General features: G+C 51.3%; 16 protein-coding genes and 1 tRNA gene. 5 read left to right on the top strand and 12 right to left on the bottom strand.

Annotated features, from left to right (window positions below):
• Positions 1 to 73: 73 nt before the first annotated feature.
• From L0665_RS06495 to L0665_RS06460, 8 genes are all read right to left on the bottom strand, one after another.
• A complete protein-coding gene (locus tag L0665_RS06495; protein WP_274924883.1) occupies positions 74 to 1,414 on the bottom strand; it encodes a zinc-ribbon domain-containing protein in 1,341 nt (446 codons plus the stop codon).
• 83 nt (positions 1,415 to 1,497) lie between these two features.
• Complete coding sequence (locus L0665_RS06490; protein ID WP_274924882.1) at positions 1,498 to 2,211, bottom strand: aromatic aminobenezylarsenical efflux permease ArsG family transporter; 714 nt, start codon at positions 2,209 to 2,211, stop codon at positions 1,498 to 1,500.
• A 9-nt stretch (positions 2,212 to 2,220) separates the two neighbouring features.
• Positions 2,221 to 2,730 (bottom strand): nitrophenyl compound nitroreductase subunit ArsF family protein, encoded by a 510-nt coding sequence (locus L0665_RS06485; RefSeq protein ID WP_274924881.1) that lies wholly within the window; start codon positions 2,728 to 2,730, stop codon positions 2,221 to 2,223.
• A 257-nt stretch (positions 2,731 to 2,987) separates the two neighbouring features.
• Positions 2,988 to 3,227, bottom strand: coding sequence for a hypothetical protein (locus tag L0665_RS06480; protein WP_274924880.1), 240 nt, complete (start codon positions 3,225 to 3,227; stop codon positions 2,988 to 2,990).
• 75 nt (positions 3,228 to 3,302) lie between these two features.
• On the bottom strand, positions 3,303 to 3,413 hold the full coding sequence (locus L0665_RS06475; protein WP_274924879.1) for an ATP-binding cassette domain-containing protein: 111 nt from the start codon (positions 3,411 to 3,413) through the stop codon (positions 3,303 to 3,305).
• A 27-nt stretch (positions 3,414 to 3,440) separates the two neighbouring features.
• Positions 3,441 to 3,764, bottom strand: a complete 324-nt coding sequence (gene hgcB, locus L0665_RS06470) for a mercury methylation ferredoxin HgcB (protein WP_274924878.1) — start codon at positions 3,762 to 3,764, stop codon at positions 3,441 to 3,443.
• On the bottom strand, positions 3,765 to 4,841 hold the full coding sequence (gene hgcA, locus L0665_RS06465; protein ID WP_274924877.1) for a mercury methylation corrinoid protein HgcA: 1,077 nt from the start codon (positions 4,839 to 4,841) through the stop codon (positions 3,765 to 3,767).
• Between the two features lie 102 nt (positions 4,842 to 4,943).
• Positions 4,944 to 5,105 carry a hypothetical protein gene (locus L0665_RS06460; protein ID WP_274924876.1) on the bottom strand — a complete coding sequence of 54 codons (162 nt, stop codon included), beginning with the start codon at positions 5,103 to 5,105 and terminating at the stop codon, positions 4,944 to 4,946.
• Positions 5,106 to 5,280: 175 nt separating this feature from the next.
• Here L0665_RS06460 and L0665_RS06455 point away from each other — a divergent pair, with 175 nt between their 5' ends.
• Positions 5,281 to 5,685 (top strand): ArsR/SmtB family transcription factor, encoded by a 405-nt coding sequence (locus tag L0665_RS06455; RefSeq protein WP_420847025.1) that lies wholly within the window; start codon positions 5,281 to 5,283, stop codon positions 5,683 to 5,685.
• Between the two features lie 76 nt (positions 5,686 to 5,761).
• A complete protein-coding gene (locus L0665_RS06450) occupies positions 5,762 to 6,835 on the top strand; it encodes a DUF3089 domain-containing protein (protein WP_274924875.1) in 1,074 nt (357 codons plus the stop codon).
• A 53-nt stretch (positions 6,836 to 6,888) separates the two neighbouring features.
• On the opposite strand, the gene L0665_RS06445 is transcribed toward L0665_RS06450, so the two are convergent.
• On the bottom strand, positions 6,889 to 7,761 hold the full coding sequence (locus L0665_RS06445) for a mechanosensitive ion channel family protein (RefSeq protein ID WP_274924874.1): 873 nt from the start codon (positions 7,759 to 7,761) through the stop codon (positions 6,889 to 6,891).
• A 265-nt stretch (positions 7,762 to 8,026) separates the two neighbouring features.
• Positions 8,027 to 8,110 (bottom strand) — tRNA-Ser (locus tag L0665_RS06440).
• Between the two features lie 338 nt (positions 8,111 to 8,448).
• Between L0665_RS06440 and L0665_RS06435 the strand changes: the two genes are divergently transcribed.
• Positions 8,449 to 9,276, top strand: coding sequence for a restriction endonuclease (locus tag L0665_RS06435; RefSeq protein ID WP_274924873.1), 828 nt, complete (start codon positions 8,449 to 8,451; stop codon positions 9,274 to 9,276).
• An 87-nt stretch (positions 9,277 to 9,363) separates the two neighbouring features.
• Here the strand turns inward: L0665_RS06435 and L0665_RS06430 are convergent, their stop codons facing one another.
• Entirely contained in the window at positions 9,364 to 10,272 is a 909-nt protein-coding gene (locus tag L0665_RS06430) for a prenyltransferase (RefSeq protein ID WP_274924872.1), read from the bottom strand.
• A 138-nt stretch (positions 10,273 to 10,410) separates the two neighbouring features.
• Here L0665_RS06430 and L0665_RS06425 point away from each other — a divergent pair, with 138 nt between their 5' ends.
• Positions 10,411 to 11,391 carry a YbgA family protein gene (locus tag L0665_RS06425; protein ID WP_274924871.1) on the top strand — a complete coding sequence of 327 codons (981 nt, stop codon included), beginning with the start codon at positions 10,411 to 10,413 and terminating at the stop codon, positions 11,389 to 11,391.
• A 30-nt stretch (positions 11,392 to 11,421) separates the two neighbouring features.
• Entirely contained in the window at positions 11,422 to 12,015 is a 594-nt protein-coding gene (locus tag L0665_RS06420) for a DUF2179 domain-containing protein (protein WP_274924870.1), read from the top strand.
• Between the two features lie 292 nt (positions 12,016 to 12,307).
• Here the strand turns inward: L0665_RS06420 and L0665_RS06415 are convergent, their stop codons facing one another.
• The gene (locus L0665_RS06415; protein ID WP_274924869.1) at positions 12,308 to 16,192 is read right to left on the bottom strand and encodes a lectin like domain-containing protein; all 3,885 of its coding nucleotides are present in this window, start codon (positions 16,190 to 16,192) and stop codon (positions 12,308 to 12,310) included.
• Between the last annotated feature and the right edge of the window lie 38 nt (positions 16,193 to 16,230).

Genomic DNA, 16,230 nt, shown 5'->3' with positions numbered 1-16,230 from the left:
TCCACTCACATCTCATTTTCTACCATCCATGTAATTGTGTCGAAAAAGTATGAAGAAAGAATATGGCAAAAAATCAAGTCGAAAACCGCTCCGAATTGATCTCCACCGTCTCAAAATTACTGCCCTGCAACACACACTGAATCTGGGACACTGAATCACGGGGTATTGATACTGTAGCTTCCGCCCATCCACTCGCACCTTCTGAATAATCCTCCAGAACAACTGTTTCCTGGCTCCATACTTTGTCCGCACCCTCCGTCGGGGCACGTGCGGCAATATAGATAACCGGATTATATGCCGTTCCGGAACCGATATTTTCGATATCACAGTGTACCCGGTAGTAAACAGAACCGGAGTCGTAATCCTCGTATTCTGCATTCATTGACATACTCATGCGGGGAACCTGTATCATTGGTTGAATGATGACGTCCTTTCCCCCATACTCTTCAGGGATTTCACCGATATCCCAGCCTACGCCTGTCGTCTCCAGATAATAATAGCGGGAACCCTGATACTCGTAATATGTACCGTAGAAATCGTCAGAGCATTTCACCCCTACCGCCATATGGTCCGGCAGTTCGATTAATACCGAGCCATAGTCCATTTCCCTTAAGAGTGCAGCGGTAAGAATTGCCGTATCTTCACAATCACCACCGGAATCCACCAGTGTTTCCAGCGGATAACGTGGGTATTCATCATAGCCCGTGGTCACACTGTCGGAGGTATAGGGAAGGGACTGAACAAATGAGACGATCATCATAACCGTATCATACTCATCATATCCTTCCTCCCGCCCCGCTTCCCTGAATTTATTCACAATACCCTGGATATACGTTCTGTCGTAATCCGAAAGAGCATACTGAGAATAATCGCTTTCCCGATTGTGGGGCTTATCGCGGTAATAATCGTAGGCATCCCGGGGAATTATCAATGAATAGGTCCATTCGGTGTTGTCATATGACCAGTCAAAGGTGCGGTAGTAGGAATCTGCTGAATCAGTGGGGCGTGGTGTCAGTGTTGGGGTAGGAGTAAAGGTTTGAGTAAGAGTTGGCTTTGGGGTTTTTGGTGTCTGAACCGGCGTGGCTACCGTGGGAACCTGAGTTGGTTGAGTCGTAAAAGAAACCTCACTGAGGTCAGAACTGCTCCCTGTTTCCATACCTGAATTTGGAAATTCGACAAAGCCCTGAGTAAAAACAGCAATCATTGCAGCAAGAACGATGATGACAACGATTGAAATGATAAATACCAGAAGTCTGCTCCGCCCTCCGGAACCATTGGATTTACCTGATTTCACCGTGTGACGGGGTATGTCCTCACCCTGATTTGGCTGAACGACTTCTGCCCCACATTCCGGGCAAAAATGTGTGTCATCTGATATTTCTGCCCCACATTTCCTGCAAAACAAATCCAACACCTAATCTAGAGAGTATTAATGTGAATGAATCATTGTTCGTATTTGTACCTACCCCCCGCAAAGAACCTCTCCGTCTCGTCCATTTACATCACCCATGTAATCAGAATCAGGTAACACCCAATCCCGATAAAAACCACCGCAACTCCCTTCTTCATCCAGAATTCCATCGACTGCGCCCGCTGCATTAGCCGTGCCGCCTGCCCGACACCGCCAGCAAGCAGGAAGGAAACCACAATAACAGGCAGGGCCGTTGCAATCCCGAAGACGGCAGGGACGAGAAGGGCATCACCGGTCTTCAGGGCGATGGGGATGAGCATGCCGAAAAAGAGAACCGCACTGAACGGGCAGAAACTGAGTGCAAAGAGAAACCCCAGAATAAAACTCCCGGCAAATCCCTTCTCTGAATATGTCTCCATGAGGGTGGTGAGCCGTTTCCCGCCTCCCGGAAAGGGGATGTCAATGATATCAAGCATCAGGATACCAAGAACCAAAAGCAACGGCCCGAGGATCAGCTCGCCGTATTCCTGTAAGAAAAAAGAGATAGCCTGCACATTGAGCCCGGCATACACGATTGCCACAGCGATGGCCACATAACCGGCTGTTCTTCCTGCAGCATACAGCAACCCCACAAGAAGCGTATGCCGGCTGTTGTCCAGCTTCCGGGAGATGTAGGCGATGGCGGTGATGTTGGTTGCAAGAGGGCAGGGACTCATTGCTGTCATCAGCCCGATAAAAAAAGCGGCGATGAGCGGAACGCCACTCATCCCCATCGTCTGCATGAACCCCATTATGTCCATAGGGGCTCCCTATCCTCTCTGTTGCTCGATGACTGCCCTGAGATACTGTGAATACTCATTCTTATCGCTGAGCATGTACCAGGGAGTGACGAGTTCCTGCTTATAGAACCCGTTATCGTCGTAGATCCCTATCCAGAGAGAGGATCCTGTCGGAAGATACTGTTCAACAAGGTCGCTGTTCTCAGGTTCGTCGTAGTTAATATGACCGAACACCAGCCGGCCCGACTCCAGATCCGATGCATACCATTCTGTGACCGTTTCTTCGGCAAAATCACCCAGCACTACGCAGGATGTGCAGCTTCTGTCGCCATGAAAATGATAGAGCTCGACTTTTTCAACATTCGATCCCGTGTAGGTGACTTCTGTCTCTGCGGTATTTGTCGGGGTATCCGGTGTTGGAATCGCCGCCTCGGCCCCGTCTCCCGTACAACCGGCAGAGCACACTATAATGACTGCGACAACAAGGAGCATCATGCCTGTTATAATCCCGCGGAGCCGTTTTTGGTCTGTTTTTTTCACACTCATGATTCCTCTGTATATATTGCAGTATGGGGGCAGGCAAGCCGAACCATATCTCAGACAGGGCGGTGCCTGGCTATTTCAAATTATTTTGTAATACAATCTGGTGCTGTGTATTATTTTAATCATTCGCACACCGGTTGGCATGGCGGCATACGCCATTCATGGTCTGCTGTAATCGGCGGAAACTGTTGTAATCCTCAGTAATCGGGATGTTTTTAAAAAAGTGAGGGAGGTGACGGGTGTGGGCGGCTGAATCACAGGGTGGGTGGACACATCTCATCCCGTGCCCCTGAATTTCCTTTTCGGCCATGGTCACATCCACAGAAGAAACTTGATTCAAACCCGTTTGTCTTCGATGCCAGGATCTCATCCGGGGTGCCTGAGACGGTGATCAGTCCCTCCTCCATCACCGCAATCCGGTCACCGTGTTCGTGGGCATCTTTGAGGGCATGGGTGACAATTTGACCGCAGGAATCCCGGCTTCTTTGATGCACTCCCGTAGCTCTTTTCGCATCGTCGCCTTTGTCCTGACGTCAAGGGCAGCGAGGGGTTCATCAAGGAGCAGAATATCAGGGCTTTGTGACGAGTGCCCGTGCGAGGGCCACCCGCTGCCGCTGCCCGCCGGAGAGTGCATCCGGGAAGACGTCTGCAAAGGCAGCGATTTTCATCCTCTCAAGCATTCGGGCGGAGCAGTCCTGCAGTCACGTTCATGATATTTTCTTCGTATCATTTCCGCAGCATGAACCCGCTTCTCCCCCGCATCCACACGTGCCGCTGTCCATATCCTTTCCCCGCACTGCAGCAGAGATCATTGCCCATGCACACCCGACACCGCTTTCCACTTCAATTGCCTGAACCGGGCAGTTCAGGGCACAGGCACCACATTCCATGCAGGCCGAAGGAGCGGAAAGAATTGCGGCTTCTTCTCCGTGGGTAAACACACCGTGGGGGCAGACAGAGCTGCACATCCCGCAGTTGATGCATCGCTCCTGATTATAGTGGAGGGTGTTTTCAGCATATGAGTCAAACATTCAGATCACCCCGAAAAGTCGGCTTATTCCAAGAATGATGCCAAGAATGATTCCTGCCCCAGCCATGATGGCCATCACCGGCACATAGTGGAAGATCTCTTTTTTCACTCCGGACCGTGAGGCAAATGTCGTGCAACCGGTGAAATTGAGGGCAAGATACGCGGTCACCGTGGGGATGAGGAGGAACGGGACCGCTGCTGCCATCGCATTCGCCCAGGGGGGAAGTGATGGACTCATTGCAAAGGATGCCGCGAACGGGAGGGCAACAACGCCCCCGAGGATGAGGCCTTTTGTGCTGAAATCCTGGGTGGGGATGAACGGAAGAAACGCCGGGAACAAGACTGTTCCTGCAAGCACCGCAGCGATTGCGGCGAGGGACGCACCAATGCCTGCCAGAAAATATAGAATAATCGCTGCGGCTATCATAGGCAGAACGACATGAACAAACTCTACCGGTGTCAGCACGACGCGGTCCCACAGAGGAAATTCCACCCGCCGCATTGCCGGTGTCACCGTGCCAGCATCAAGATATGCGGGAAGATCACCGGCCCGCACCGGCCCGTATTCCACTTTGAATCCTGTTTTTCGTATGACATCAGGCCACGAAACACCGGGAGCACCCAGTTGAGGCAGGATAATCTTCCGGTGTCCGACAATCCCGGCAAGACCCGTGGATTCGATTTGCCGGATCAGTTCATCTGTGCCAAATGTCCCTTTCCCGGCCGCACACCAGACATTGATCCCTTTGGTATCCAGTACAATGATGTAGCAGTCGAAATCAACCAATGCGGACCGCAGGGCATCGAAACTGAGTGTATAATTGGCAGATGCAAAGACGGGTGAGTTGTTGTCCGGATTCCCGAGCCGGTACAAACCCGGTTCAACACGGTGCTCCATCCGGTTGATGCCCACTCGTGCAGAGACGTGATCAAGCCGGTTTTGTATTGTGACTGTACTGGTGGCTCTGTTGATTGCTGCGTGTGATTCAGTGAGGGAACTGCAGCAGCAATTCGATTGATTGGTCCCATCTGTGCATGAACAGCATGAAAAATTTTCCTTATTCTGTGGATGGGTCATTCAAGTCCTTCCTGATTATACCGGTTTTTCCCTGTGGATGGGATGAATGGTCTGGGTCGCTCCGGCATTTTCAGAATCCGAAGCGGGTACCATGGCAGTCCCTTAGTCATTCTCTTCTGTTTCTTTCGTCTCTTTCGGAACGATTTTTATCTCATTGCAGCAGCCGCCGCACCCTTCACCGCATTCACCGCCGCAGCCCAGCACTGCCTTTTTTAGTATTTCTGCAAATCCATATTTTTTTGATTTCTGATCTTTTTCCGGCATGGTTATGAATCACTCCTGATATTTCAATATTATTTGAACAATAATGGTAGGGGGTGACAAATAATCGTATCTATTTCAACATGTTTTGAAACAGGACATTTGAGGTCTGGCCCCGGAGTTTCCGGTGCCTGTCGGGCAGAATTCTTATTACCGGTGCCCGGTTATAGTACGTCAGATGCCTGTGAACCAGAAGAATACCGTTCTCTCTGTTCCGGAAGGTCGGGGCAGAGAAGGCCATGAAATGCCTGAAGAGGTGGCAGCAGCACTTATCGTCTGCGGCGGGGTCCGGGCAATGGAGGAGCGCCTCCCCGATGAAGAGCAGCTGGCCCGCCTCTGTGCGTTTCACCGTGCCTGTGCAGACCCGGTCCGTCTGAAAATTCTCTTTATGCTCTTCCCACAACCACTCTGTGTCTGTGTGATAAAAGAGGTGCTGGGGATTGCCGACTCAAAACTTTCCTATCACCTGAACGTGCTCAAAAAAGCGGGGCTTATTGAGGGCGAACCATGTGCAAACTGGATCATCTACTCCCTGACCGAAACCGGGCGTACGTGCGCCGGTTGCAGGCTGGTGGCCCGGTAGGTCTGTTTTTAAATTCAAAACTATTTTTTTACTCCGGGTGACATATATTCACAGAAATATCTGTGGAGACGCTGCGATGATAAAAAAATTACATTCTTCAATATGGTTTACCGCACTTGTGGGAATTTGTGTCATTCTTGCATGTGGGTGTGTAAACGAGGATACGCCTGTAACACCGGACAGCGGTGCAGTGGAACCCACTGTGACGGAACCACCGATTGTGGAGCCCACTGGGGAAGAAACCCTCAAAACTGACGTACAGCCCCTGGACTACACGGAAGACTACAACTGGCTCACCATCCCATCCATTGATAAATCAGTTGATGTATTCTATGTCTATCCGACCGTCAGCAGTAACACGACCGGCGTTATGGATATCACCAGCGATGATGAGCGGGCGCTCGCAGGAGCCACCTATCAGGGACAGGCAACGGTCTTTGAACAGGATGCCAATGTCTTTGCCCCGTACTACCGTCAGATGACAACGGGTGTGGACCTGTCCGGATACGACCTTGCCACCGATACACCGGAATTCAAACAGGGTGCCGTTGATGTGCAGGACGCCTTTGAGTATTACCTTGACAATCTCAATCGTGGCCGTCCGTTCATCATCGCCGGTCACAGTCAGGGGTCGATGGCATTAATTGAGCTCATCAAAAACCGCTTCGGGGATGACGAAGTGCTCCGGAACCGCATGGTTGCGGCATATCTCATTGGCTACACCGTAACAGACGCCGACCTCGAGAAGGCAGGCCTGAGAGCTGCAGAGCGTGCGGATGACACCGGCGTCGTTGTCACCTATAACACACAGTCCCCGACATCCGCCGGCGGCGCCATGCTCCTCGATGGGGCCAACTGCATCAATCCGCTGAACTGGAAGACGGACGACACCTATGCTCCAAAGTCAGAGAATCTGGGTGCGGTCTTCTACGATGACACAACAGGCGAGTTCCTGAGTGAAGAACTCAACTACTGTGACGCACAAATCAACCTCACAACGGGAGCACTCATAACCGTACTTCCGGAAGACAATGACCTGAATTTTGGCAATCAGCCGGAGGGCGTGTATCACCGCCAGGACTATGGCCTCTATTACCGGAACCTCGAACAGAATGTCGGGGATCGGATTAAGGCCTATTTTGAACAATAATACTATTTTTTCCTCCGGTATGATCCCGGTTTCATATATGCCGTTCCTTCTGATCACACCTCGAATTTGTTTTCTGTCTTCTCCGGAATTGCATTCCTGAAGGCAACATCCACATGCGGGTAGGGAATCTCAATTCCTGCTGCTGTCAGTTCTGCATGCAGCGAGCGCAGAATGTCCGCCCGTGTCCCGTAGTAGTCAGGAGTTTTTGTCCAGCAGCGGAGCGTGAAGTTCACCGAGGAGTCCCCCATCTCAGAGAAGATGACTGCAGGCTCAGGCGTATCCAGCACCTTTGGATGCTCCCGTGCGATGGAAAGTGTGATGTGCACGACCTCCGTCATATCAGATTCATAACTCACCCCGAACGACTGGTCAATACGGCGTTCCGGATTTCGGGTGTAGTTGATTATTGAGTCATTCCAGACCTGACCATTCGGTATCGTGATGATATTTGACCCGGCAGCCGTGATCTGTGTCGCCATGATGCCAATTTCCTGCACAAATCCCCAGTGGCCCGCGATGGTGACTTCTTCTCCTTTATCAAACAGGTTCATCGAGGCAATCCAGATGCCTGCCGCGAAGTTGTTGACCGTGTCTTTCATACCAAAGGCAACGACAAGGCCGACTATTGCAGAAAGACCAAGAACAATACCGTTGACATCCACACCCAGGAAGCTTACGGCGATGAGGATGACGATGATGTAAAGGAGAATGGAGATGATGCGTCCAAGGAGGCCCGCCGCCACTTCGGTCATATGTCCCTGCCTTCGGAGCACCCGTTTTGTCCACCGGACAATGATTTTTGCAATGATATATCCAAGAACCAGCGTAAGGACAGCAAAGATAACTGCCTCTGGTGTGATATTCAGGGAATTGTTCATTATTGATGCACCAGTCCCATCACCGGTGCTTCCTGTGATAATCTGCATTTTGTTCACCTCAATGTGCTTCAACCCTGACGGAAGAAGTGAACCGGGAGTTTACCCCGGTTATATGGCACTGGTATGGATGGGGATATAAATGCAATGTGTGTCTCCACTGGACGTTTGTCACTGGAACAGCTCCGCTGCATATTTTCTCTTTGGTATGCAAACACTGTGCCACTGTGGTTCGGAATATATGCGGGTAATTCTATCCATCAGGGAGGAGATTCTGCATGAAGAAATGCCTTTAGCTCCTTTGTTTGTTAAAATACGCCGAGAGGGAGATTTGAACTCCCGAGGTGCGGACACCAGTGGCTTTCGAGGCCACCGCCTTTCCGGGCTAGACTATCTCGGCATGAGAAATGTGCGGATTACAATTGCCCCTCCGGGAGTATAATAGTAACGAAGCAGTGCAGGGAAGGAAATGTGACAAAGAAGTGTCTGAATATGCAGGGATTCATAATATGCGTGAGAGGGAGATATCAGGATTTGGCAGATGATGTCTGCCATTTATCTGAATATGGCTAAAAATACAGGACGTGAAAAGGCCTGCCGGGGATAATAGTGGGGTCCTGAACAAATGATCATGTATTTCCGGCAGAAAGAACGGATCTAAATATAGGCGGTGCCCGGAATGAGTGTTAAATCCTTTTCTCAACCGGGATGTGCTGCACCTATGGAGTATGCTGAGGTATGAAACACGTTATCAAGGCAGACGGAACACGCCAGCCCTATGATCGCTACCGGGTGATGCGGACTGCCCGTAATTACGGGGTTCCGGATGATTATGTCACTGAGGTCGCCGCAGAGGTTGAACGGCACCTGTATGATGGCATCCGTACCCGTGATGTCCTGCGCATGATCCATACCTACGCACGCAAATATCAGCCATCCGTTGAAGGCCGGACGAATGTGCGTAGGGCAATCGCCCTTCTCGGTCCGAAACCGGACTTTGAACTCTATGTACAGGCTCTTCTGAGAGGCTCCGGCTATGAGGTTGAAGGTGGGAGGATACTGAAGGGGAGGTGTGGTGAGCATGAAGTGGATGCAATAGCCCGCAAAGACGGTATCACCTATTTTGTCGAGGTGAAACACCACCATAGTCATCACCGCACGACCGGTCTTGATGAAGGGAGAATCGCCCGTGCCATTGTCGAGGATGTTCAGGAAGGGTACAAGGCAGGAAAAAATCATTTCACCATCGATAAGGCGATGATTGTCTGCAACACCAAACTCTCCGCCCACGCAAAACGGTATGCTGCATGCTGGGACATAAAACACATCGGGTGGGACAACCCGAAAGACGAGAATATCGCATCAATGGTTGCCAATATCGATCTCTGCCCGGTGACGCTTATTAAAGGTGTTAATGCGAGGATGAGAACAAGACTGGTGAATGCAGGGATTGTGACGGTGGGACAGCTTCTGAAATATTCACCTGATGTCCTGGCTGAACAGACTGGTATTCCGGCAAATGAGACTATTCTCATGGTTGAACGGGCGAGAAAGTTGAAAAACTGATGATGAATCTTCGTTATTCCGGTTATCCTGGTATACGGAATCCCGAAAAGCGGTTCATGGTATTTTGTGGTGACACGCACTTCCATCTCACGGTATGACACCAGCCAGAAGGAACCCGTCAACCAGGAAACAGAAGATTACCAGTGCCATAATATTCTCCTGCACGAGGGGAAACCTTCCGTCCGTCTCCCCGCTTTTCATATACCCCCGGACGGCACTGGCGAGGGGAATGAGGGATAAAACGGCGATGAAAAGGATTCCTTCACTGAAGGATGAAAGCCCCATATACCAGAGTGTCGCAGCAAGTGCGGATATGAAAATTACCTGCAGACCAAATGTCCTCCCCCGTTTTGCAATAAGGGTCATCTTTCCGGCCCGGCGGTCTGCCCCCTCATCGGGAATCTCTACATTCAGGATGAAATACCATCCGTAGCAGAAAATCGGAACTGAGAAAACTGCAAAGAAGGGGTCAAACGTTCCTGCAGTTACCAGATACCCCATCCCCGGCAGTATCCAGCCGATAGCAAGGGCTGTTGACATCTCACCCCATCCCCGTTCCACAAATCGGAGAGGAGGCGCTGAGTAATACCAGCCCAGCAGGTTTCCAGCCAGAATGAGGGCAAAAACAGAGAGGGAGTTTGGGTAGAGGGTGGCATACACCAGCCCCGCTCCCAGTGAGAGTGTGATGAGGAGGATGGCCAGACGGTGTGCTGTTTCTGCTAGTTCCGGGTGGCAGACAAGCACACCGCTTCCGCCGGAAAATGACAATGGTGTCCCGAAACGGTCTGAATCGCGGTCGAAATATTCATTGCTGTAGTGGATGGAGAGATGTCCCGTCCCCACTGCCAGATACCCTAACAGAAACCGGTTGAGGGAAAAGGTGGCTCCCCCATATACTGGCAGAAGCGATCCCATCACAAAAAGCAGAAATCCGGCGATAAGAAAGCGGAAGCGTCCGATTCGTATGATCTCTCTAAGGTTTTCTGTCTCCATCATTCAGCCACTGGTTTTCTTTCTCCCTCTGTTTTTTTTGCATGAACCATACAGGAGAGTTGGGATCTATGTTTGCATAGGTCAATAGTCATATAAAGGATTATGTCATCTCTTCGTCCTTTAGGGAGAGGAAGTATCGTGGTGAGAAGTTTTGTAACCCCAACTGTCGTTGTAAGTAAATGCATTGAATTTGATAACTGCCGGTGGAATGGCAAGATAATTGCCAGTCATATCGTGAACCAGCTAAAGGGATTCGTCCATTTCATTCCTGTTTGTCCGGAGATGGAGATAGGTCTCGGCGTGCCGCGTGATGCTATCCGCATTGTTGGTGGAAAAGCTGGAGAACATCTGGTGCAGCCTGCAACCGGAAGGGATGTTTCAGATGATATGACCCTGTTTGCCGATTCTTTTCTCGATACGCTCCGCCATGTCGACGGTTTTATTTTGAGAAACAAGTCTCCCTCCTGTGGGATGAAGGATGTCAGGTTGTATGCGGGCCCGGATACGGGGGGCAGCATTGGCAAGACCGAAGGGTTCTTTTCCCGTTCTGTGTTTGCCAGGTTCCCGGGGATGCCCGTCGAAGATGATGGACGGCTCCGGAACATGCGTATTCGTGATCACTTCCTAACACGGCTCTACACGTTCTCGGAGTTTAAGACGGTGCAGGCTTCAGAGCGTATGAATGAACTTGTCCGGTTCCATTCAGAGAACAAACTGATGCTCATGGCGCACAGCCAAAAACTGCAGAAGGAGATGGGCCGGACCGTCGCAAACCAGAACCGGCTCGAACCTGTCATGGTAATGGAGCAATACAAAGAGCAGCTTGCCCGTGCACTCGCACAGGCGCCCCGCTACACTGCAAACATCAATGTCCTGCTCCATGCGAGCGGGTATTTCCGGGATGGGCTGAATCACGAGGAAAAAGCGTTTTTTCTTGATGCCATACAGAAATACCGGGAAGGCCGGGTCTCCATATGTGCACCAAAAAATATTCTCAAGGCGTGGATCGTACGGTTTGGCGAGGAGAATCTTAATAATCAGACGTTCTTTGCCCCATATCCTGACCAGCTGATGGAACTTGACCCGCTGGACATGGACCGTGGCCGGGACCTCTGGACTTAAACGCCTTTGGAACTTTGGAGTATACTAACAATGGATCTCACATTCATACAGGACCCCCAGTTTTTCTCTCTCGTCATCCTTCCGATTCTCATATTCTTTGCCCGCATTGCTGACGTCACCTTCGGGACGCTCCGTATCATCTTCATATCACGGGGAATGAAACTGCTTGCTCCCGTTGTGGGTTTCTTCGAAATACTCATATGGCTGGTCGCCATTGGTCAGATATTCCAGAATTTAGGGAGTTTTGTCAATTACATCGCCTATGCAGCAGGGTTTGCTGTCGGCAATTATGTCGGCATCATCGTGGAGGAGCGGATGGCGATTGGGATCAATCTTATCCGTATCATCACCCAGTATGATGCAAATGACCTGATCTCCGCACTGAAATCCAGTGGTTTTGGTGTGACTGCTGTTGATGCGGCTGGCAAACATGGGCCGGTGAAGCTGATCTTTTTGGTAGTGAAGCGAAAATACATCCGTTCGGTGATAAAAATGATTCATCAGTACAATCCGACTGCCTTCTATACCATCGCTGATGTCCGTTCCGTGAAGGGAGGGGTTATCCCTCATGCCTTCAAAAAGCCGCGAAAACGGTATCTCGGTCGTTTTCGAAAAGAAAAATGATGCGGGGCCGGAGGCGGAGACGGACGTATTTCATTTGAAGGTGAAAAGAGCACATGATGGGGTAATCATCTCATAAAATCCTTTTGCGGCATTTTCATAGGTCATGGGGGACATTCTCTCCCGGAACCTGCGGGCCGGAAATGTATCCATATCTGATGATGGCCGCTATCATGAAAGAGATGCAAAAAAAGTGGCAATCATACCTTGAAAAGAAGAATCGTTTTTTTTAGAATAACAAAGAAAACCGGATAACCGGTTTCTCTGTAATTCATCTATTCCCCCATCTTCCTTTTTACCGTCGCCGGAAGAGAAGTGCAGCACATGCCGCTGCTCCGCCAATGGCCGTGATAAACCCAATCGGGCTCTCCTGCGGAGTGGTGGCGCTTTCTGATGGATTTTCAGTGTTTTCTTCAGGAATGGTGACCGTCAGCGGCGGTTCTGTAACCGTCTCATTCCCAGATTCCTTTTTCACGGAAACAGTTACATCGGACGTCTCTGTCCCTGCATTGGTATTGTTATCCACAGCATCGGTCTCCATAATCAGACTATCAATTGCACCTCCGGCGATGGCAAAGGTGGAGAAACCGGGTGTTGTTGAGGTAAAGTATACCCATCCGCCCTCTTCACTGATGATGGTGGTAGAAAGCTCCTGCCATGTTCCGTTGTGGAAGCGCCATAATGCCACATCCACTGAAAGAAGTCCTTCTGCCTTCAGCCATGCAGCAGGCACCCGGAAGGAGAAGTCGGCCTCACGGATTTCATCATCTGTCATGCCGCTGAGCTGTGCATTGAGATACTGGTAGACCGGTCCTTCGAGTCCATCGGGGCCGTTTCTGGCCGGATCAACCGTGAGAAGAATTCTCCCGGTTCCAACTGCTGCCGTGACGGTGACTTCCTGCACGGCCGAGCCGGTGAAGGTGAGTGTCGCAGAATCACCAGCGCTCAGGGCCGGTGACGTTGCCATATCGGCCGAAGCATCTTCACTTCCGGAATCAGGGTTTTCGTCCAGGTACCAGGCAAATGGTTTCACCAATGGGAAGGTATCGTTCTCGGTTTCAGATATTGCAAAGGGCGTGTCCCCGATGCCATCATGGGTAGTGTCGGTGCCGTTGTAGGTGCTCCAGTAGTTTCCCATCGTCCGGGTGAATGGTTGTCCGCGGTACCAGTATGATTCCTCTGTCGGGGAGTGCCAGGTGACATCTGCCACATTGGTCTGCTGTGCAACAAAGATCGTATCGACCTCCACGCTCATTTCCCTGGATTTCCCGGTCCGGCTGAGATCGCCCGGCAGGGCGTTATCGGTGAAGAGTCTACGGTCACGTGCGATTGCTGCGATATTCGCTGCTTCCATCATGCTGTCTGTCGCAGTAGAGTCACTGAGGATGCTCCCAAATATGGGACCATCTGTCAACACAAAGTCATTGCGGTAGACAAAGGCATCTCCTTCTTCATCCATTTCTTTAATGGTTGGATACGCCGCCCCGGAGAAGTGGTTCCCGAACACCACAGAGTCGCTCAGTTCCATCTGTGCCTGTTCTGAGCAGTTCTCTATGGTATTGCCGATGATATCTGCTCCATCTACTGAGATCTGCATGCCCATTCCCGTGTCATTGCACTGGACGGCATTGCCGGAGACGGTGGCCTTCTCTGCGTTTCCAATCCGGATTCCATATTTGGTGACATCCATCGTGTTGTCGGATATGGTGATCCTGTCTGCATTTATGATGTCGATGCCGTAGCCCGTGCCGCCTTCGAGTGTATTTCCGGACACAATTAACCCGGATGTCTCATCTCCCACCACTCCCGTACTGTCTTCATCGCCACTCATGGTGTTGTTTGTTATGAGGGAGTCATTCACTCTTATGAGGGACACCCCTGCAAAACCGTACTGGTAGGCAAAATTGTTTCCTGCTACCTGCAGTCCGTTGGTTTCTTCCGCAAAAATCCCACGATACATCTCCGGACCAAACGAAGAGTCATGCACGATGATATTCTCTGAGGAAGAAACCCACACTCCGTCGCTAAATATCCTGTCCGCGGTTACATTCTCTACGTACACGTCCCGGCAGAAGATGAGGTTAATTCCGTCTCCCATGGCCTCTGTTGTGGTGTCACGGATAATGATGTCCGTAGCATTCACACAGATGACGGCTCCTGCGTTTGAGGAGGCATCGATGGTCTCCCCTGATACACCTTCCCGGTATATGACCGGCCGGCCGTCCACCGTGACGGTCTCGTCAATGGTGTTGCCGGGATTTTTGCAGTCGCTCCAGTAAAAGAAATTGTAATCATTGTCGTGCATTGTGATTGTGGATAAGGAGAGTCCCTGGACGGCGTACCTGACATACAGGCCGAATGTGCAGCCGGTGATTTCAGTGTCAAACAATGTGCAGTTATCTCCTGAGATGCCCACGGCAAGGTGTTCTCCCTCCTCTGATCCCTTTACGGTGAATCCGGATATGGTGCAGTTGTCTGCATAAATGTCAACACCAGTGCCACCCTTCGGGGTGGTGATAACCGGCATCCCCACACCGAGGAGGGTGAGGGATTTATTCAGCACCACTTGTTCGGGATAGGTGCCTCTCTCAACGATGATGGTGTCACCGTCTGCCGCGGCATTCACTGCAGCCTGAATTGTTGCGTAGTCGCGTGGGACGACAGTGACAGGGCTGGTGAACGCCTTGATGCAGACATTGGTATTCGGATAGGATAGGGTCACATCTTCCCAGGCTTCCCCATCGTCACTCACGTAACTCTCGCCCGGGCCTGCGGTGGCGCTGGATGAGTCTCCGGGAATCGGCTCCTCTACTGCCAGCGGGTGAACACTGGTTGGGGAGGAGACTTCGAGAACCACGGAAAATACCTCTCCGGGCATCAGGAGGACAGTCTTCGGCAGGGAGATGGTGTGGTAGCCCGGCAGTGCACTGGTGCCGGACGTCCAGGTGACCGGTGCGGCATCGCCTGGCGGGGTGGTGAAGTTCGTAAAGACGGCAATGGAGTAGTCTGTCTCCGGTTCGCGGGTGTAAAAACTCACGTCGGTGAGCGCTTCGTAGTTGTCTGCCGTGAAGACATTGGCTCCATAGAAGGTGGATTCTGTGCCGGTGCCAATGCTTTTCGTCCATCCGAGGGGATCGTACTGGTAAATCTGTCTCTCTGCATCGGCGGGGACCCCGGTGAAGAGTGTCGGTTCACCAGTATCTAATGTGCGGTCGTAGTAGGAGATGTAGAAGTATCCGTTCTCCCCTGAACCGGTGCCCCAGCTGTTCTTCAGAATGAAGGCGCCGTCACCCGGGGGGGTGGTGGCAAAATTTTCTTTCGGGAAGGTATCATTCCATCCGACGAGCGTAACAGCATGGCCACCGATGGTGGGATATCCCTCTTCCGGGTGGTAATAGGTGATATCGTTGTCTGAAAAACAGGACCAGTTTACGAGGAACCGAACCCGGAGGGCACCCTCATCCATGAGTGTCTGCTTTAAGAGACTGTTATCGAGAGGACCTGTCCGGGTCGGCAGAAAGGTGACTTCGTTGACGTCCAGCACGGGCGGAAGATTGGTGGGTGAGATGGTGGACGGAACCGGGAGTGCATAGAGATCATCTGCCTCCCGTATCGGCCCGCCTCCGCGGGTGAGATAGGCAGCAGACATAAGGGCGTTTCCTCCGTCGCAGGGGCCCTTGTCATATCCGTCCGGGTAGAGGTTTGATAGGAGATTTTTCATATTGTTTTCAGAGAAGTTTTCTGCGGTTTCCGTGTCGGTGAGATATGTCGACTCAAGCGAGCCATACGCGGCAAATGCCCAGCAACTGCCGCAGTTACCCTGATCACGAACCGGAGTGACCCGGTCGTCATCCCTGAGGTCAAAACGGGCGGGGAATGTATCTTCAGCCGCATTTGTCACTTGGAAAATATCTTTTGTATCAGTGTCCGGCCAGACCATAACAATAGGTGCGGGGATATCCCCGGTTGCATAGGGCATTCTGTCAGTACCTGAGGCAGGACAGGAGTCCCCGGAGCATTCGATGGAATACTGTTTGTCGTCTGTGTCCAGCCCTTCCGTGTATGCCACAAATGCCGGATTGAGCGGTGCCTGTTCAATTGTGAGTGCTGCTGACCCCTGTACGAGGATGAGAATAATAATAAGAATAATTGTTGATCTGCTGAATTGTATTGGAACCATGGCGTCACCATAAATTGTATCGTAAATCGTCGCCAGAA

The organism is Methanogenium marinum, from assembly GCF_028912405.1.
In the GTDB taxonomy this organism is placed as follows: domain Archaea; phylum Halobacteriota; class Methanomicrobia; order Methanomicrobiales; family Methanomicrobiaceae; genus Methanogenium; species Methanogenium marinum.
The sequence above is the reverse complement of the archived record's forward strand: the minus strand, read 5'-3'. Positions and strand labels throughout refer to the sequence as shown.

Coding starts and splice junctions, on each gene's coding strand:
- L0665_RS06460 (WP_274924876.1), bottom strand. CDS start 5,105: ATGCCGGAAAAAGATCAGAAATCAAAAAAATATGGATTTGCAGAAATA.
- L0665_RS06430 (WP_274924872.1), bottom strand. CDS start 10,272: ATGATGGAGACAGAAAACCTTAGAGAGATCATACGAATCGGACGCTTC.
- L0665_RS06450 (WP_274924875.1), top strand. CDS start 5,762: ATGATAAAAAAATTACATTCTTCAATATGGTTTACCGCACTTGTGGGA.
- L0665_RS06435 (WP_274924873.1), top strand. CDS start 8,449: ATGAAACACGTTATCAAGGCAGACGGAACACGCCAGCCCTATGATCGC.
- L0665_RS06490 (WP_274924882.1), bottom strand. CDS start 2,211: ATGGACATAATGGGGTTCATGCAGACGATGGGGATGAGTGGCGTTCCG.
- L0665_RS06420 (WP_274924870.1), top strand. CDS start 11,422: ATGGATCTCACATTCATACAGGACCCCCAGTTTTTCTCTCTCGTCATC.
- L0665_RS06455 (WP_420847025.1), top strand. CDS start 5,281: ATGCCTGTGAACCAGAAGAATACCGTTCTCTCTGTTCCGGAAGGTCGG.
- hgcB (WP_274924878.1), bottom strand. CDS start 3,764: ATGTTTGACTCATATGCTGAAAACACCCTCCACTATAATCAGGAGCGA.
- L0665_RS06475 (WP_274924879.1), bottom strand. CDS start 3,413: ATGCTTGAGAGGATGAAAATCGCTGCCTTTGCAGACGTCTTCCCGGAT.
- hgcA (WP_274924877.1), bottom strand. CDS start 4,841: ATGACCCATCCACAGAATAAGGAAAATTTTTCATGCTGTTCATGCACA.
- L0665_RS06415 (WP_274924869.1), bottom strand. CDS start 16,192: ATGGTTCCAATACAATTCAGCAGATCAACAATTATTCTTATTATTATT.
- L0665_RS06445 (WP_274924874.1), bottom strand. CDS start 7,761: ATGCAGATTATCACAGGAAGCACCGGTGATGGGACTGGTGCATCAATA.